This is a genomic window from Bradyrhizobium sp. CAR08, from assembly GCF_052871955.1.
Genome location: NZ_JBIXJX010000006.1, coordinates 72,213 through 87,269 on the forward strand (window position 1 = coordinate 72,213; position 15,057 = coordinate 87,269).

At 59.8% G+C, this 15,057-nt stretch carries 14 protein-coding genes and 1 pseudogene; 6 read left to right on the forward strand and 9 right to left on the reverse strand.

The genetic code is table 11. The features are described from left to right. Window positions 1-250: 250 nt before the first annotated feature. Complete coding sequence (gene hemA / locus ACIPUD_RS14540; RefSeq protein WP_446480913.1) at window positions 251-1,609, reverse strand: 5-aminolevulinate synthase; 1,359 nt, start codon at window positions 1,607-1,609, stop codon at window positions 251-253. A gap of 1,459 nt (window positions 1,610-3,068) precedes the next feature. Between hemA and ACIPUD_RS14545 the strand changes: the two genes are divergently transcribed. From ACIPUD_RS14545 to ACIPUD_RS14555, 3 genes are all read left to right on the forward strand, one after another. Then, window positions 3,069-3,743 carry a cytochrome P460 family protein gene (locus ACIPUD_RS14545; protein WP_085385711.1) on the forward strand — a complete coding sequence of 225 codons (675 nt, stop codon included), beginning with the start codon at window positions 3,069-3,071 and terminating at the stop codon, window positions 3,741-3,743. 11 nt (window positions 3,744-3,754) lie between these two features. Further along, window positions 3,755-4,324, forward strand: coding sequence for a cytochrome P460 family protein (locus ACIPUD_RS14550; protein ID WP_446480914.1), 570 nt, complete (start codon window positions 3,755-3,757; stop codon window positions 4,322-4,324). Between the two features lie 87 nt (window positions 4,325-4,411). After that, a complete protein-coding gene (locus ACIPUD_RS14555) occupies window positions 4,412-5,506 on the forward strand; it encodes a DUF7482 domain-containing protein (RefSeq protein WP_446480915.1) in 1,095 nt (364 codons plus the stop codon). 219 nt (window positions 5,507-5,725) lie between these two features. On the opposite strand, the pseudogene ACIPUD_RS14560 reads toward ACIPUD_RS14555, so the two are convergent. The 6 genes and pseudogenes from ACIPUD_RS14560 to ACIPUD_RS14585 form a co-directional block, all read right to left on the reverse strand. Further along, window positions 5,726-6,005 (reverse strand): annotated as a pseudogene (locus ACIPUD_RS14560) (IS3 family transposase); the annotation flags it as partial. 1,061 nt (window positions 6,006-7,066) lie between these two features. Then, window positions 7,067-7,579: a peptide-methionine (S)-S-oxide reductase MsrA gene (gene msrA, locus ACIPUD_RS14565; RefSeq protein WP_247334933.1), complete on the reverse strand. Its 513-nt coding sequence runs from the start codon at window positions 7,577-7,579 to the stop codon at window positions 7,067-7,069. Window positions 7,580-7,627: 48 nt separating this feature from the next. Beyond that, complete coding sequence (locus ACIPUD_RS14570; RefSeq protein WP_446480916.1) at window positions 7,628-7,849, reverse strand: peptide-methionine (R)-S-oxide reductase; 222 nt, start codon at window positions 7,847-7,849, stop codon at window positions 7,628-7,630. 16 nt (window positions 7,850-7,865) lie between these two features. Further along, window positions 7,866-8,255 (reverse strand): hypothetical protein, encoded by a 390-nt coding sequence (locus ACIPUD_RS14575; RefSeq protein WP_446480917.1) that lies wholly within the window; start codon window positions 8,253-8,255, stop codon window positions 7,866-7,868. A 258-nt stretch (window positions 8,256-8,513) separates the two neighbouring features. Continuing rightward, on the reverse strand, window positions 8,514-8,840 hold the full coding sequence (locus ACIPUD_RS14580) for a hypothetical protein (RefSeq protein WP_446480918.1): 327 nt from the start codon (window positions 8,838-8,840) through the stop codon (window positions 8,514-8,516). Between the two features lie 123 nt (window positions 8,841-8,963). Further along, window positions 8,964-9,446, reverse strand: coding sequence for a hypothetical protein (locus ACIPUD_RS14585; RefSeq protein ID WP_446480919.1), 483 nt, complete (start codon window positions 9,444-9,446; stop codon window positions 8,964-8,966). Window positions 9,447-9,784: 338 nt separating this feature from the next. On the opposite strand from ACIPUD_RS14585, the gene ACIPUD_RS14590 reads away from it, so the two are divergent. The 3 genes from ACIPUD_RS14590 to ACIPUD_RS14600 all read left to right on the forward strand — a co-directional run bounded on the left by ACIPUD_RS14590 (window position 9,785) and on the right by ACIPUD_RS14600 (window position 12,064). Then, window positions 9,785-10,237 (forward strand): DUF1003 domain-containing protein, encoded by a 453-nt coding sequence (locus tag ACIPUD_RS14590; RefSeq protein ID WP_446480920.1) that lies wholly within the window; start codon window positions 9,785-9,787, stop codon window positions 10,235-10,237. A gap of 388 nt (window positions 10,238-10,625) precedes the next feature. Further along, window positions 10,626-11,312: an antibiotic biosynthesis monooxygenase family protein gene (locus ACIPUD_RS14595; protein WP_446480921.1), complete on the forward strand. Its 687-nt coding sequence runs from the start codon at window positions 10,626-10,628 to the stop codon at window positions 11,310-11,312. Between the two features lie 629 nt (window positions 11,313-11,941). Next, window positions 11,942-12,064, forward strand: coding sequence for a hypothetical protein (locus ACIPUD_RS14600; protein WP_446480922.1), 123 nt, complete (start codon window positions 11,942-11,944; stop codon window positions 12,062-12,064). A 139-nt stretch (window positions 12,065-12,203) separates the two neighbouring features. Here ACIPUD_RS14600 and ACIPUD_RS14605 read toward each other — a convergent pair whose 3' ends face one another. Together ACIPUD_RS14605 and ACIPUD_RS14610 are read right to left on the reverse strand one after the other, a co-directional pair. Further along, window positions 12,204-12,566, reverse strand: a complete 363-nt coding sequence (locus ACIPUD_RS14605) for a DUF488 domain-containing protein (RefSeq protein ID WP_446480923.1) — start codon at window positions 12,564-12,566, stop codon at window positions 12,204-12,206. A gap of 43 nt (window positions 12,567-12,609) precedes the next feature. Further along, entirely contained in the window at window positions 12,610-13,155 is a 546-nt protein-coding gene (locus ACIPUD_RS14610; RefSeq protein ID WP_446480924.1) for a carboxymuconolactone decarboxylase family protein, read from the reverse strand. Window positions 13,156-15,057 lie beyond the last annotated feature (1,902 nt).

A 15,057-nucleotide genomic window follows, 5' to 3' on the forward strand; every position in this document is an offset into this window, starting at 1 on the left:
TAGCAGCGTGATAGAAGGGGTGGATTGGGTCGCATCACATCTTTTAACCGAAAGGGTGTCGAAAAGGGGCGGGTCTCTCCTCAAACGGCCTTCTTTGGCTGGTCCGTCGTCCCAACTTGGCTGCCCCGGCCGCAACCTAGGAGGCGCGAGGCCTTCCCAGCGCGGTCCGCGCCCGCCGGGTAGCCGATGCCCCTCCCATGCACAACGTTGGGGGAGGCGGTTGCGAAGGGGGCGCTCCCAAGCACGGCTCTCAGGCAAGAGAGAGGGTCTCCCAAGTCTCCGCGAGCGCAGCTGCGAGTTCCGCTATGTGGCTATCGCCGTGATATGGCGAGGGCGTGATGCGGAGACGCTCGGTCCCACGGGGAACGGTCGGATAGTTGATCGGCTGGATGTAAATGGCGTGGCGCTCTAGAAGACGATCGGCTGCCGCCTTACACAATTCCGCATCGCCGACAATCACAGGCACGATGTGGGTGTCGGTCGGGAAGACCGGAAGCCCGGCGGCTTTGAGCGCCCGCTTCGTTGCAGCGGCTTGCCGTTGTTGTGCTTCGCGCTCGGCAGACGAGTGCTTCAGGTAACGAACGGACGCACGGGCTGCGGCGGCAATTGGTGGAGGGAGTGCCGTCGTGAAGATGAATCCGGGCGCGAAGCTGCGCACCGCGTCGCAGATCGACCGCGACGCCGCGATATAGCCGCCAACGCAGCCGAATCCCTTGGCGAGGGTACCCTCGATCACGGTCACGCGGTGCATCACGCCATCACGCTCGCTGATCCCGGCACCGTGACCGCCATAGAGGCCAACCGCGTGAACCTCATCGAGGTAGGTCATCGCGCCATACCGGTCCGCGAGGTCGCAGATGGCGCCGATCGGCGCCACATCGCCATCCATCGAGTATACGGACTCGAACACGACAAGCTTGGGGCGGTCCCCTGCCTCGCGCAGCAACGACTCAAGGTGACCGAGATCGTTGTGCCGGAAAATCCGCTTTTCGCAATTTGATTGGCGGACGCCTTCGATAATCGAATTGTGGTTATCTGCATCAGATAAGACCACGCAGCCTGGGATCAGCTTACCGATCGTCGAGATGCTGGCCTGATTCGATACGTACCCGGAGGTAAAGACGAGGCTCGCTTCCTTGCCATGCAGATCAGCGAGCTCGCCCTCCAAATCAACCAAGGGGGAATTATTGCCGGCGATGTTGCGCGTTCCACCCGCTCCTGCGCCGCAGCGGTGAGCTGCTGCGGTCAGTGCACTCACGACTTCCGGGTGCTGTCCCATACCGAGATAGTCATTCGAGCACCAAACCGTGATTTCCCTAACAGTTCCGTCAGACCGGCGCCATTTGGCGGCTGGGAAGCGGCCGGAGATCCGTTCGATGTCGGCGAAGACGCGATAACGTTGCTCCCCGTGCAGGCGCTCAAGACAGCCGTGGAAATGACGCTCGTAAGCTTCGGCCGCACAATTGTGATCGTCCGCAGCGAACGTCCCGTTGGGCGGCGTCAATGCTCGTTCCCCCGGCACTACGTCCACACACAAACGTCTGTTACTGACGTTTCCGTGTGGCCGATGCCTTGCTTGCCAACTCGCTGGTACGTCCAGATCGTCCATCTCAATCTCTCCTGACCGTCCGTCGACCGTAGCTCATCACGCATTCGCACTCGTATTAGTTATAGTTTGCATGAGGTCCGGTTATGGTCGGGTGCCGCCTGAGCCAGCTTGCAACTGGCCCGCCTGCGTCCATTTCGGAAAACCGCGCACGTTCTGCTGCAACTATCAGCGAGGCGGCTTTGCCGTCCTCTCCGTGACAGCGGCTAAATTGCAGAGCGTAGAGACGTGCCTTGCGTGAGGTCCGAATGCATACCTGATCTACGATGCGGCCCTTTCCATAACGACGGTATGGTCTGCCTTTTTGTATGGTGGCAAGCCGATGAGCGACCAGGATCGCGGTGCGTCAGTCGTTGTGCGATCAGCGCCTACTCCAACTCGCTCGTTCCCGAGTCGAGCGTGGAAGCCGCCGTTCACGATCGCGCGGGCGATCGCGAGGCGCTGGCGTTGACCGATTGAGAGAGTCACTCCGCGCCTGCCGACCGACGTGTCGTATCCTTTTGGCGGCGGCGCGTGGTGAAACAATCAGCTGCCGCTTTGGTCACGCCCTGCGCGCCTCGTCGATCAGGCCTCCCGCCGACAAAGCGGATCTGCTCGGCGATGCTGCCGGAGACGATCCGAGATCCTCAGGCAAGAGGGCGAACCGCCGCCTGAGGTGGTGGAATCTAGCGTCGGGCGGCCAGTTGCCGGCGAAGCGGGTCGCATCAACATTCGTTTCCAGCGAAGCGCTTCTGTGCCTTCGTCCTTCGAGGCGTTGCACGATGCGCTCGGCGCGCAGATGCAAACGCCACTAGGGTCACGAGGTTGTCCTGAGCACCGGAATAGCATCAGTCCAGCGAGATCGGACTACACAGGCCGGATCAGCAAGCTGGGCAATAGTTCGTTGCGCATGGCACTCTACGATGTTGCCCAGACATGGTACCAAGCCGCTCAGGGGCTGTTCACAACTGAAGAGCTGGGCCGGTGCGGATCGCCAACATGAGCAAGGCCAAGGCGGGGCTCGCCGGCCGACCAGAGGTGAGCATGCAAGGCATGCTTGCAAACGCAGGCTCTTGAGCTGGACAGGAAGCGCGAAACAGTTCGGGCAGGCTACGCTACCAGGCCTACTCGAAACGAAGTGCTTTAGTTGGACGATGGATCACAAGGCCGTACGCTTCGCGGTGAGTAACAATCGCGCGGATTAGATTGCCCAAGCGCGATCTCTCCAATCAATCGATTGTCACGCCGGTGACTCCGGATCATTTCGGCATGCGTTGCGCGGGCGAAACGCTCATTATCGCCAAACATAGATAGTTCGAGAGGACATCATTCCCGACGGATATCAATTGCATGCCCCTTCGTTGCTTTCGCACATAGGCACGCACGTTTAATCTGACTTGTGCGTAGTTGATGAGACCGCCTGCGCACGAATGCCGCCACTACAGCATTCGGTGACATTATAGCTGGTCAGAGGAGAGAGATCATGAGACGCACAGTATTAGCACTATCCGCCGTCCTCGGTGCTAGCGCTATAGCGACCGCAGTCTTCGCACAGCAACCACAGCTACCACCACCCGACGATTGGCACGCCACCGGCCGGTATCTTCCTGAATACACGAAAGATGGCGAGCTTGTTCTGCCAAAGAACTTCCACGAATGGGTTTATGTCGGTTCACCACTGACGCCAAACTTCTTAAACCCCCCTCAAGCGAACTTCCCTGAATTTCACAACGTCTATATCGAGCCTGGTTCTTACGATATCTACAAGAAAACTGGTGTCTTCCCCGAAGGAACAATCTTCGTGAAAGAACTGCAGCTCATGCTGCCCGCCACTCATCCGGACGGTTCGAGAACTGAGCCATCTGGGAAAGGATTCTTCCCGGGCGCCTTCAACGGCGCGGATGTGACGGTCAAGGACAGCGAGAGATATAAGGCGACCGACGGCTGGGGCTATTACAACTTCAACCACCATGAACCCAAGGCAGCCACCGCGAAAGTCCGGCCAATCGAGGAATGCGCCTATTGCCACATTGCGAGTGCGAAACGGGATGACGTATGGACGCAGTTCTACGTGTTGCTCGACCAGGTGCCGGTGCCGCCTGGCCAGAACTCTTCTAAAAAAATGCCGCCCAGCCAGAATCCTTCGATTACAAAGTAGGAAAGCCTGTGATGACATTTCTCAGAAGTGCGGCCGTGGCGTCCGCGTCCTTCATCGTAGTTACGGTCGGGTGTCTTGTTTCGCAGCCCGTAGCCAGCCAGCCCGCCCCTGCGCAGGAACAACTTGTTGATGCGGCAGGCAACATGCATATCCCGAAGAACTACCGAACCACCTACGAATTCCTTGGGAGTTGGTCTGTCGCAGGTGACAAAGGCGCTAAGCAACTTCACGTCGTCTACGCTTCGCCGGGAACTGCAGCAAGCTATCGCACAACGGGCGAATTTCCCCAAGGTTCGATCCTGGTGAAGGAGGTTTACGACGCGGCCACTTCGGATATGACGACTGGAACGGTCAGCCATCAAGAACTTCTCAAAGGATGGTTCATGATGGTGAAGGACAGTAAGAACAGCCACCCCGATAATAAGTTGTGGGGCAACGGCTGGGGCTGGTCTTGGTTCGACGCGGGCGATCCCGTGAAAACGACCTCAACGAACTTTCGCTCAGATTGCCTGGGCTGCCACATCCCAGCCAAGGCGACTGACTGGATCTATGTCCATGGCTATCCCGGACTAAAGAAGTGACGGATTGTTAGCCACGTCCGCTTGGATGTCGTGGGTATGACCAGATGCGTGGGTAATACCAGACTGGATGCAGAAAAAGGTAGGGTCATGAAGCGCAGTAAAAAGTTCAGCAGATGCATTTGTGGATCGATGATGATCTTTCTTCTGTCGTTTTCGGCACCCCAAGGGAGTCTAGCAGCCGGTCCGGTAACCTACAAAAAAATCACCAAGCAATTCCTCACGTCGGGCAAAGTGGACCTTGTACGGGAGGTGGTGAGCCTGCCGCTCCATCGCGGCCGTCTTGCCTCGGGAGAAACTGTTTGGTTCGTGCTTACCGACGTAAGTGACTACGCTACTTCGAAAGACATGGGGCTCACATGGGCGCCGAGTCTCGCTAAGGCAAAAGACTTGACGAGCACACGGGTTGCGGAAATGGATGAGTCGGGTAACTTCACGTTCAAATCGGGCCGGGTCGATTTCTCACCGTCACAAACGTTGGTGGGGGGGGAGGCGCCCCATTTTTTTCCGCCTAGGACGGCCCGAGCCGGATCTGTCGGGGATGTGCACTACAGCCCATTGGCTCGGGTGGCTAATCGCAAGGACATTGTCTTCAACGCTCCAGTCATCGCTTTTAATGTCGAGCCCGCGAAACTCGCGTTCTGCAACGGCAGTCCTGATTACTCTGTCGTGACGGACTCCGTGGCGAGCATCTGTCCTGACAAAGGTACCGTTGACTTGAAACTCCGGTCTGGCTTCGCAAATGGCAAACACCTGCGTTATCTTAGTTTTGACGCAAACTCCGAGGAGTCGGCGACCCTCGAGTCGTCCACCTTTGCGCCTGCGGAAAGCGACATTCTTCAGAGCGGCGCGATTGAGGTGATCTATACGATTGTGAACGGCAAGATGGGTGAGAACGATCCGAACCGCCAGGGGCTCGACAGTGCCATCAACGGAGAGGGCCCCTCGCTCGACATCCTCGCGCACTTCAAGGAGATCAGCGCCGGATACTCTCCGATGTGGGACGTACGACTCGCCGAGTGGACCCAGGAGGCTATCTCGAAGGATCAACGGAAACTGATCACTGACGGCGACGATCTCGAAGCAAAAAGTGCGTCAGGTTTGCTGGTGAGTCCTGCGGGCGGGCCCGTGAAGACGACAGGGAATTTGGTGAATTGTCCGGTCGTAGGCTTCACCGATGAATAACCTTTTGCCCACATAACTGCCGATTCCCTGCGGCAGCGGCGCGTCTCGCGTCGCCGCTCTGCCCTTGACCTTGCCCCAAGTTTTTAGTTTTTGAGTTCGCTCTTGCCGGCAAATTTGCCCGGTGGGCGGTGCGAGCGACGGGAGCTGGCGCGGAGCCTTTCGGGTAGCGCAGCGCCAGATCCTGGCGCGGGCGGCAGGTCATGGCGAACTCGGACGGGTTCTCCATCCGAGCCGCGAATGCAGGCGACGTTCGTGAGCAATCGCTCAGGCGCTGGCGGCGGTTAGCAGCGTCAGCCTGGGTTGTCTGATATCTCATGGTCATGCGGCAGCAGCCGCTTTACGCGCCCGCCGTTCGCTCATCCCGTGAGCATCCACCAGATGAGCGACAGCTTTCCGCTTCCCCGCGAGCGTCACCATTTCCTTCCCAGGAGATTCTTCAATGCCGCATTGTCAACATGGCGTCAGCCAGAAGCCGCTTCAGCTTCGTGTTCGCTTCCTTGTTGCCGTCTCGCACTTTTCTATGCATTGCACGCGGCCATGGCCCCGCGCCGTCACGCAAGAGCGGCCCCGCAAAAAGGCCTAATTTTACTCACCAACCACGCCGAAGCGCGTGTAAAGCGAAACGGGTTGGGCATCCACTCTCAGACGTCGTCGAATATCTGCTGCATCCCAGCTTTCGGTAGGGACGCGGATTTGGGCCTAGGGTGCCGTCCATCTCAACCCTTTGCGCTCTGGCTCCGCAGCCGATTTCCAGAGCACCTGGCAAGCGCATGAGCCTCGAAGTAGCTGACGTGCACGACGGACGGGTCGGTTCGACCAGTTGAGACTTCAGCGTCATCGTCCCGTGCGGGCCGTTCGGGGTCTGCCACTTACGCGGCCCCGACCAGCCCATAGGCTGCTCATGTTACATCCGAGCTCGATCAGCTCAGCGACCTCCCCGGCCCGGGAGCAACCAAGTTAGCGACTGCTCGGGTCGACATGCGCGCGCTATTGGACTTCGTCCATTGCCAGCCCGCGTGATCATGCCGCGACGAGGACGCTGCAGCCGCGCCTCAGTGTCTTCTACTAGGCATTGAACAGGAATGTGAACCGCTCATCGAATGGCCGTAGTCCATCAGATCAGCGAGAGCGATCGCCACAAAAAACAGGTCGCGTATGTGAGGTGCCAGTTTCGCAGAGCGCATCGGTCATCGACTGCGTCCGTTGCGCCCGCGACGGAAATCGGTTCTCAGTCCTACTCGTTCGTGTGCCGGCCTATCGCTAGAACCGCTCAAGGCCACCTGAGCACGAGCGCCGATTGGAACGGATGCGCAAAGGCAGTTGCAAGTCCTCACGATGAATTCAAATGGGCCATTCAACGCGCATAGACTCGCGCACGTCAAACGTCATGGAATGATCCAGGGCCGAGAATCTGAGGCCTTGCCCGGCCCTCCAAACCTCACCACCTTGTCGCGTTCTGAGCGACTTCGCGGGAGCGGCGAGAGCACTTTGCAAACGCTTACGACACACCCGCCGCGGGGCTGCGCGCGCGCCGCAGGCCACCGACAACGCAATCGCCCGTCAGGCGGCGTTCCTGCGCGGCAACTTCCATTGTGGACGAACACGATGGCAAGTGTAGCCGTTCGGATAGCGTTCCAGGTAATCCTGGTGCTCTGGCTCTGCCTCCCAGAAATCGCCAGCGGGCGAAAGCTCGGTCACCACTTTGCCCGGCCACAGCCCTGAGGCCTCGACGTCGGCAATGGTCTCCTGTGCGACGCGGTGCTGATCCTCGTTTATGTAGAAAATCGCCGACCTGTAGCTTGCACCCTGGTCGTTTCCCTGCCGGTTGAGAGTCGTCGGATCGTGGATCTGGAAGAAGAACTCAAGCAGGTCGCGGAAGCTTGTCTGACTCGAATCGAACCTGATCTCGATCGCTTCCGCGTGTGTGCCGTGGTGGCGGTACGTGGCATTCTCGACGTCGCCGCCGGAGTAGCCGACCCGCGTTGAGATCACACCGGGCAGGCGCCGCACCAGCTGCTGCATCCCCCAGAAGCAACCGCCTGCCAGGATCGCGCGTTCTGTAGTCCCTGCCATTTTCAGGCCTCCTGCTTTGCAAAGAACCTCACGTACTCGCCGAATCGCTCACACCCCAATTGGTCGCGGTGGATTACGCGAAGGGGGGCCGAGTTGACGCAGTATCTCAGCCCTTCCTTGTGGCAAGGCCCCGTCAGGTAAAACATGGCCGAGGTGGCTGTCTCCGTGCTTGGAGCGGACCTCTGTCTCCGTGTATGCCTGCGAGCTGTCACCGTTCTTGAGGACACTTGCGGCCTCGAGATGCCGCTTTTCATTTCGAGCGCGGCGCAATCATGAACATCGCGGGTCATGTCAGCGGTCCCGGCATGAAGCAGCGAATGTGCGGTTGGTCGGTCATCTGAAAACCGGAGCTATACCACACCCATACCAAGGTGCTATGGTCCAAGTTCGGCTCGGTAATGAGGGCATCGTCGGGAACATCAACCCACTCGGTATCGCCCTTCTTCATGTCCTGACCGTTGGAGGCGGATCTGTAGAGGTCGGCGGTCTTGGGCACCATAACCCTGTAATGGCTTTCCTTCTTGTTTTGAGTGGTCCATTCGACATCCCGCAGATGTAGGGCGTCGGAGCCATCACAGCAGGGCCCAGACTTACTACGGAGCTTCGCAAACCACGGGTTCAGCTCCGGGTGCATCGCATCATGGCCGTTGGAAGATGGCAGGTTCATCGTCAACATTAGGGCGCTCGCGAGCACGCACCTGACGATCAGGTAACAAGCCGAAATGAGAGGACCGCAGCTCTCTTCGGGGGTAACACTCGACACTACGGTCCCCTTCATCCGGGGTTCCCAAAACCGGCTCCTTTGGATTGGAGCCGTCGGGGTGGAGTCAGTCTTGGGTGTGTCAACCATCCAATCACTCGGCCATACTTAAGAACGACTCACCAGGATAGTGCGGAAGCGAGCGGAAAAAGCCGACGTTCTGGTAGAGTGAAGTCAGGACTGCTGCTTGCATTCCGCTTTCGCGTCGACCAAGGAACGGCGTACGCAATGGGCACAAGACGACTTCAACGGCGTGAAGTTCACTTCGAGCTTTGGCGGGCGCTCGCGCTTTCCGTGAAACTCGGCCATCCCGTTTCGCTGTCGAGCTTGTCGAAGCATGCGAATAGCGGCTCGCTGGAAACGTCGACGCAGAGACCAGACTACCTGTTGTCCCAGGATTTGTTTCAGCAGGGAGCGCTCGATCCGATCAGTCTGCGTCTCGCGATACTGCTCGGCAGTCAACTTCGAGACCGCTTCGGGGTTGTTCCTGTAGGTCGGCATTCGCCGTACTCCGTGGTGTGCTACATTGAAGATATGTACCGGGTCGTCGTCCGTCCAATCACCTCCGGCTATCGAAACGATGCCATGAGGATCGACGTTGGAGGTGTTTCAATCTGCAAGGTCCTAGGAGGCGGGTCTGACACTGCTGCAACAGGACTTTGAATCGGGCTGCGGCGAAGGCGTGTACCAGGGACTGCGGTACGGCGTCACCGGGCGGAAGTCTTTACGGAAAGCGAATCCAGCCCGTTCGCGCGAGCGGTCGCCGGCGGCGACGTCGTCAGCTTCAACCTTTACCGGCCGAGGTCGGGTGAGGCTCTTGGCGTCCTGAGAAATACCAGCCAGGCGAGTTTGTTCTCGGGCATCTCCCCAGGGAGCGGAGAGCATCGAGCCGCCGAGGAGAGTTGAAACGCATGGAAAGCTGCACTCGAGACCGCAGTTGACGTTTTTCGCTTCAGCCGGGCACGGCGACTTGGGATCGCTCCCGTCTGCGGTGAAGTGGCGGTCACCGCCGCGCTCCATCGTGATCCTGACGGCCTTCGCGCTCGCTTCTGATTCCGTGTAGCTCGCCACGAGCGCCTCGAGAGATAAACGATCGACCCTCGTCACTCACACTGTTCGCTCGACGCGGGGCACGCCAGCAAACTTCTCCAGTGCCGGTTGGGAGTGCGGCCTGTTGCCTCTGCATCCGAGCTGATCGGACGACATCGGCTGTCGGCGCCAGGTACCGGGGAGCGCCCTCGCGGAGACGCCACGAAGCTCCACGGCTCACCAACCGCGATCAGAACGTGGCAGTTGCCTGGCCGCGTCGACCTCGCGGTCGAGCGGAAGGGGTGCTAGCTGCGTGGAAGACAAGGCGGGACGTCTCGGAGGCATGGAGCCGGCCGAGCAAACCCTGCTCGTCGACCTCAGACGAACGCGCCGCTCACGTCGGCTTCAGGATATCGATGAGCCCACCGACGGTTGCGCTCCTGACTCCAGGGCAACGGATAGCCGACGCAGTCGCCGCGGTCATGGGATCGTGGACCTTCATCATCGTCCAGAGCGTGATCCTATGCGTCTGGACATCGGCCCACCTGGTGGGCGCGATCAGGCGCTCGGATCCTTACCCGCTCACTGTTCTCAATCTCGCGCTTTCGTTCCAGGCGGCCCACGCCGCGCCAGTCATCATGATGAGCCACAACCGGCAGCAGGACATCGATCGCGAGGCGGCGGAGAACGAGTACCGGATCGACGTGAAGGCGGAGCTCGAGATAGAGTTGTTGCATGAGAAGATCGACCAACCGCGCGAGCGTGAAATCCTCAAGCTAACGGAGGCAGTCAGGATGCTGACCGTGCTGTTGGAGGAGCCGGCGTCGGGTGCACGCGAGTCCGATGCGGAAGGCGGAGGGCGGTCATAACCAGCGACTATCGACTTCATGGCGCGATGTCATTTTTCATTCGCCGCGCGGAAGTGCATAACGGTACCCTGCTCATCCGGCGCATGGCCGCTTAGCGGGCTGTAGCCGGCTCTCGCCCGCAGAGAGCAGCCATACGCGAATGACTGAAGCGGTTCTCGCAACCCGGGCGATGGCAGAGCTGCACGATGGTCGAGATCCCGGAGGACGCCGCTATGAAGAGCTTCTTTCGCAACCGTATCCGAAACGTCCGACTACACCCAGGGACAGCATGTTTCCGTGCGGCTGATGGGGCCAACGGCTACACTGCCGTGCTTAGATCCTCGATCGACCGGGCAATTCTACGTCGAGAATCGACTGCGTCGCAGCACTCTAGGAGCGAGATCCGAGTATGTTTTCAGTGATTTTTGAGATGCTCCCCAACAAAGAGAGCCGGGATGACTATTTCGAGAACGCCAAGAGGCTGCACCCCGAGCTGGAGCAGGTCGATGGCTTCGTCGACAATATCCGATACAAGAGCCTGATTCGCGAGGGCTGGATCCTTTCGCTTTCAAACTGGCGGGACGAGAAGTCGCTTGTCCGCTGGCGCTCCCGCCGGCGTCATCATGAGGTTCAGCAGAAGGGGCGCGAGGAAATCCTCGCGGACTATCACCTGCGCGTCGGCCAGATCACTGCCGACAATCAGGTGCCGACGGGGTACGCAGTCACTGAGCAAAGGCTCGACGAGACCGAAGTCGGGGAGGGAACGACGGTTACGCTTATCAACGCGACTCGCCCCGGGGAGTGGAAGCAAACCGACAACCCGTACGATTGCGCCGAGTGGCTCGGCCTGAATCCGTGGGCTCCCGACACCACGTCCTGGGACATCTTCGAGGCCGTACTTACGCCCGGCGACCTGATTCTGCTCATATCCTGGAAGGACGCCGGTGCAGCGCGGGCCTACGAGGACGCTTACGCGCCGAATGAGACGGCACGGGTTCGGACAGTGCGGATCGTACGCGATTATGGCAAATACGACCGTCGCGAGGCACCTCAGTACTATGCAGAGGCCCAGGGCGGTAAGACCCTCTACGCCTGAGACCGCTCCCCGCCCTGCTGCGAATTAGACCGTGCGTCAGCGAAGTCGCGAGCCGCGGAGCAGCCAGCGTCGCTCTCGCGAGGTGACCGCGACCAACACGATCAAGGAGACCCGCCGAAATGAGGACGGCTTAGGCCGAGGCATCGCTGAAATCCGGGTTCTGCTAACGCGTCGCTCGTCTGGCTCCTCATCGTGTTCCGCTCGAACATCATGGCGGCCTCGTTGCGCTGGATTGGGCGATCCCTCGAAGCGTCCTTCTGTTGTCCAGTGGTGATCAGGGCTTACGTGCTCTCGTCGTCAGCGAGCGTGAGCCGGAGGCGCGCGGAAAGGTCCGTGTAAACCGATCGTGCACTGACCTGCTCTGGCTCGCCAGCTAAGACCAAGTCAAACTCTGAAAGGAAAGCACGATGACGAACTCGAACGATGATGGACCTCTCCGCCACAGGCTGAGGTGGCCGGAGACCTTGACGACGCTGGCACGCTTAACGGCCTGTCGGCGCATCGGTGTTCTCAATCGCGGCCCCGACAGCAGCGGCGGCACCGGGGGGGCGGCCCCGACGAGTTGCTAGGTGCTTCGCTCGCCGCATGCTCGGCGATGACCACACGGCTGCAGGCGCGAAGGCGAAAAAATGCCGCTATCCGACGTCGCAGTAGCCGTGTCGTACCACCATGCCAGGGATGGCGGCTGCGACTGCTTCGAGCGCTCCATCGAGCTCGAAGGAACGCCTGGCGACGAGGCCGCGCACAACTGATGCAGGCTGCAAACATGTGTCTCGCCGGGCGGACGCTGGGCCTTGCGCCGACATCCGCGCTAACGATCGCGTCGGCATCGGGCCGGCGGCAAGCTATACGACGACTTGAGCGAGCTTCCGATTCCGTACATCACCCCGATTAGCGGGCCGCGAGATAGTCCGCGAGCACTACGGCGTTGTTGCGCTTGGTATCGTGCGCGCCGAAGAGCAGCGTGACTTTGCCCGTCGATGCAAGCTTTGTCAGGTGCTCGACTGCGGCGCGATTGGCGCGGAGCTCCTCGAAGTATCGCTTGTGAAACTCGCGCCACCGGTTCCGGTCATGACCAAACCAGGTCCTGAGGCCGCCGCTCGGAGCGATGTCCTTCAGCCACACGTCCACGCTGGCATGCTCCTTCGTGAGTCCGCGCGGCCAAATGCGGTCGACGAGCACCCTCGTGCCGTCCGAGCCCTCGGGCAGCTCGTACACACGTTTAACACCAAGCCGACAGGAGTGTCGAGACATTGGTTTCTCCAGTCGTCTCCTCCGTAAGGGAGGGCAACTCGCATTAGGTCGCCTTCGCGGGACTGACCTCGGGAAAATCGATCGGGGTCTGTACCGCATTGTTGATGAAGTTCGTCAACAAGAACTGAGCAGTCAGCGCGATCATCTCGACGATGTTGGCGTCTGTCCACCCCGCATCCCTGACGGCCGTAAACTGGGCGTCGGAAACTTTGCCGCGCGTCTCGATGAGCGCTTTCGCGAAGGCGACCGCAGCCTGGCGCTTGGGATCGATTGAGCGGCCCTCCCTGTTCAACTCGATTTCATCCGCTGGGATTTTGGTTAGATTGCCCGCCATAAAGCTGTGCGCGGCCAAGCAGTAGTCGCACCCGTCCGCCTCAGACACCGCCAGCGCGATCCCGTCTCTCGTCTTGATGTCCAGCGTCTTAGCAAGTGATGCCATCAGGGTAGCCCAGCCGGAGAGCACGTTCGGGCTGATCGACATGAGGCGGTGCAGGTTGGGCACGAAGCCCAGCATCTTGTCGACGTTGTCGAGGATTGGCTTGGAGTCCACCGGAGCGTCCTCGCGTTTCGGAATGGAAATGCGTGGCATTTGATCCTCCATTAGACCGCCAACGATTATTCGGTTGGTGACGAAGCAACCAACGCCGGCGTTTCAGCTACCGGTAGCGACCGGACTGCCTCGAAGACTAGGACGCGTCGCACCACGGCGCTCATGTTTGTTGATCATACAGTCCATAACGGCAGGTCATCGGCCGAGCGCCGATCGGGCACTGATGTCTCAGTCCCAGACTTCGTGCTCAGCTGCTCGCCGCGCTGACCGGGGTGGAACCGGCGGCCCTGAAAGCCCCCATCTCGCCTTCCAGTCTAAGATGCAGTACCTGACCGGATTGAGCGCTTGCTCGAGCTCGCGGAAGCGGGCGTGATGTGCTGCGGGCACTTTAAGCCGCAGCAAGACCCCGTGATCAACCTTCGCTGTTGCCAAGTTACGCGACGCGCCGCGCCAGATCGCTTGGTCTTTCAACTCTCTCAATTCCGCGAGCGCTTTAGATCTCGAGACGTCGGCGGTTGGGCTAGTCCATCAGCATGACGGCGGCACTGTCGTCGGCCCCGCCATTGCCGATCCTGTACTGCGCGTCAGCCCTTTGCATCCGTTACTGTTGTTCAGGCATGCCGGCACGTGATATGGACCGCGGCGGCGCTCGCCTCGGTCACCGCTTTGATGGCTCTGGCGCCGGGCTCCGAAATGATCCTTCAGAGCATCAGGGAGCGAACTGACCCCCGCGCTCGCTCCGCGGGCGGTGCGCATACGTCGCACGCAACCGCGCAGCCTTCCTAAACCCGCGGTGAGACCGGGGAACATGCCCGAGAACAAACGCGACAACCTTCTCGGCCGGTACTTCGCAGGACGCAAAGAGCCTAACCCGACCTCAGCCGGGATTGAAGCAGACGCCGTGGCCGCCGGCGACCGCTCGCGCAAACTCATGGCATCGTTTCGATAGCTGGAGGTGATTGGACGGTCGACGACCCGGTACATATCTTCAATGTAGCACACCACGGAGTACGGCGGATGCCGACCTACAGGAACACCGCCGAAGCGGTCTCGAAGTTGACTCCGAGTAGTATCGCGAGACGCAGACTGATGGGACCGAGCGTTCCCTTCTCCAACGAATACTGGGACAACAGGAAGTCTGGTCTCTACATCGACGTTTCCAGCGAGCCGCTATTCGCATGCTTCGACAAGCTCGACAGCGACTCGGGATGACCGAGTTTCATGGAAACATCGTGCGCCCGCCAAACCTGAAGTGCACTTCACGCCTTCGAAGTCGTCTTCTCAATATACCCAAAGCTTGAAGGACTACCGCGTGCGTACGAAACAGCAACGGCCCGTCCGAAAGCCGCAACGCTGACACGGCGCGGTCAGTCTAACGGAGGTCGACGTGACGTTTTTCTATAAAGCTGTTGAAACACCGGGGGCCCCCCTCAAACTCATGAGCCACAAAACCTTAGCGGTGTTCTTGGAAAACTTCGATCTAAAGCGCGTGCGCCTTGGCGAACTCTTGGAGGCTGTTGACCACCCGATCTTTGAGCGCGCGGAGGACCAGCTCAGCCATTTCTCGGCGGGCACACGGAGGTCCTTCCACATCGAGCCTCGAACTCGTCGGCTCCGCATTCCAGAAGGGCATCTGGAAGGCACTGCTAGTGCTTCACTTCGCCAAGACACGCTGATACGCGATGATCGCAAGTGCCGTTGGCGATCCAACGGCGGTCCGCGTCGTAGGTGCGGCAAACGGCAAGAAGTCGCATCGAAGTCAGCATGCTCGGCGGTTCCGTCATACATAGCGCCGCTTCGCCAATGCGTGGTGAGTATCAAAACCAGGTGCAGCAAGCTCCTCGAGACCGCCTGTGACCCCTTTCAGACCGAACGTCATTATATGCGTGAGCCTGGCCCTAAATGGCTGGGTACGCATGGCGTGGTAGCTGAGAAGCGCTC

Bases quoted from the DNA above. Each gene is read 5' to 3' on its own strand.
- msrA (WP_247334933.1), bottom strand. From the start codon at position 7,579: ATGGCAGGGACTACAGAACGCGCGATCCTGGCAGGCGGTTGCTTCTGG.
- ACIPUD_RS14605 (WP_446480923.1), bottom strand. From the start codon at position 12,566: ATGTCTCGACACTCCTGTCGGCTTGGTGTTAAACGTGTGTACGAGCTG.
- ACIPUD_RS14580 (WP_446480918.1), bottom strand. From the start codon at position 8,840: ATGCCGACCTACAGGAACAACCCCGAAGCGGTCTCGAAGTTGACTGCC.
- ACIPUD_RS14555 (WP_446480915.1), top strand. From the start codon at position 4,412: ATGAAGCGCAGTAAAAAGTTCAGCAGATGCATTTGTGGATCGATGATG.
- ACIPUD_RS14550 (WP_446480914.1), top strand. From the start codon at position 3,755: ATGACATTTCTCAGAAGTGCGGCCGTGGCGTCCGCGTCCTTCATCGTA.
- ACIPUD_RS14610 (WP_446480924.1), bottom strand. From the start codon at position 13,155: ATGCCACGCATTTCCATTCCGAAACGCGAGGACGCTCCGGTGGACTCC.
- ACIPUD_RS14595 (WP_446480921.1), top strand. From the start codon at position 10,626: ATGTTTTCAGTGATTTTTGAGATGCTCCCCAACAAAGAGAGCCGGGAT.
- ACIPUD_RS14575 (WP_446480917.1), bottom strand. From the start codon at position 8,255: ATGTTGACGATGAACCTGCCATCTTCCAACGGCCATGATGCGATGCAC.
- ACIPUD_RS14590 (WP_446480920.1), top strand. From the start codon at position 9,785: ATGAGCCCACCGACGGTTGCGCTCCTGACTCCAGGGCAACGGATAGCC.
- ACIPUD_RS14600 (WP_446480922.1), top strand. From the start codon at position 11,942: ATGCCGCTATCCGACGTCGCAGTAGCCGTGTCGTACCACCATGCCAGG.
- ACIPUD_RS14545 (WP_085385711.1), top strand. From the start codon at position 3,069: ATGAGACGCACAGTATTAGCACTATCCGCCGTCCTCGGTGCTAGCGCT.
- hemA (WP_446480913.1), bottom strand. From the start codon at position 1,609: ATGGACGATCTGGACGTACCAGCGAGTTGGCAAGCAAGGCATCGGCCA.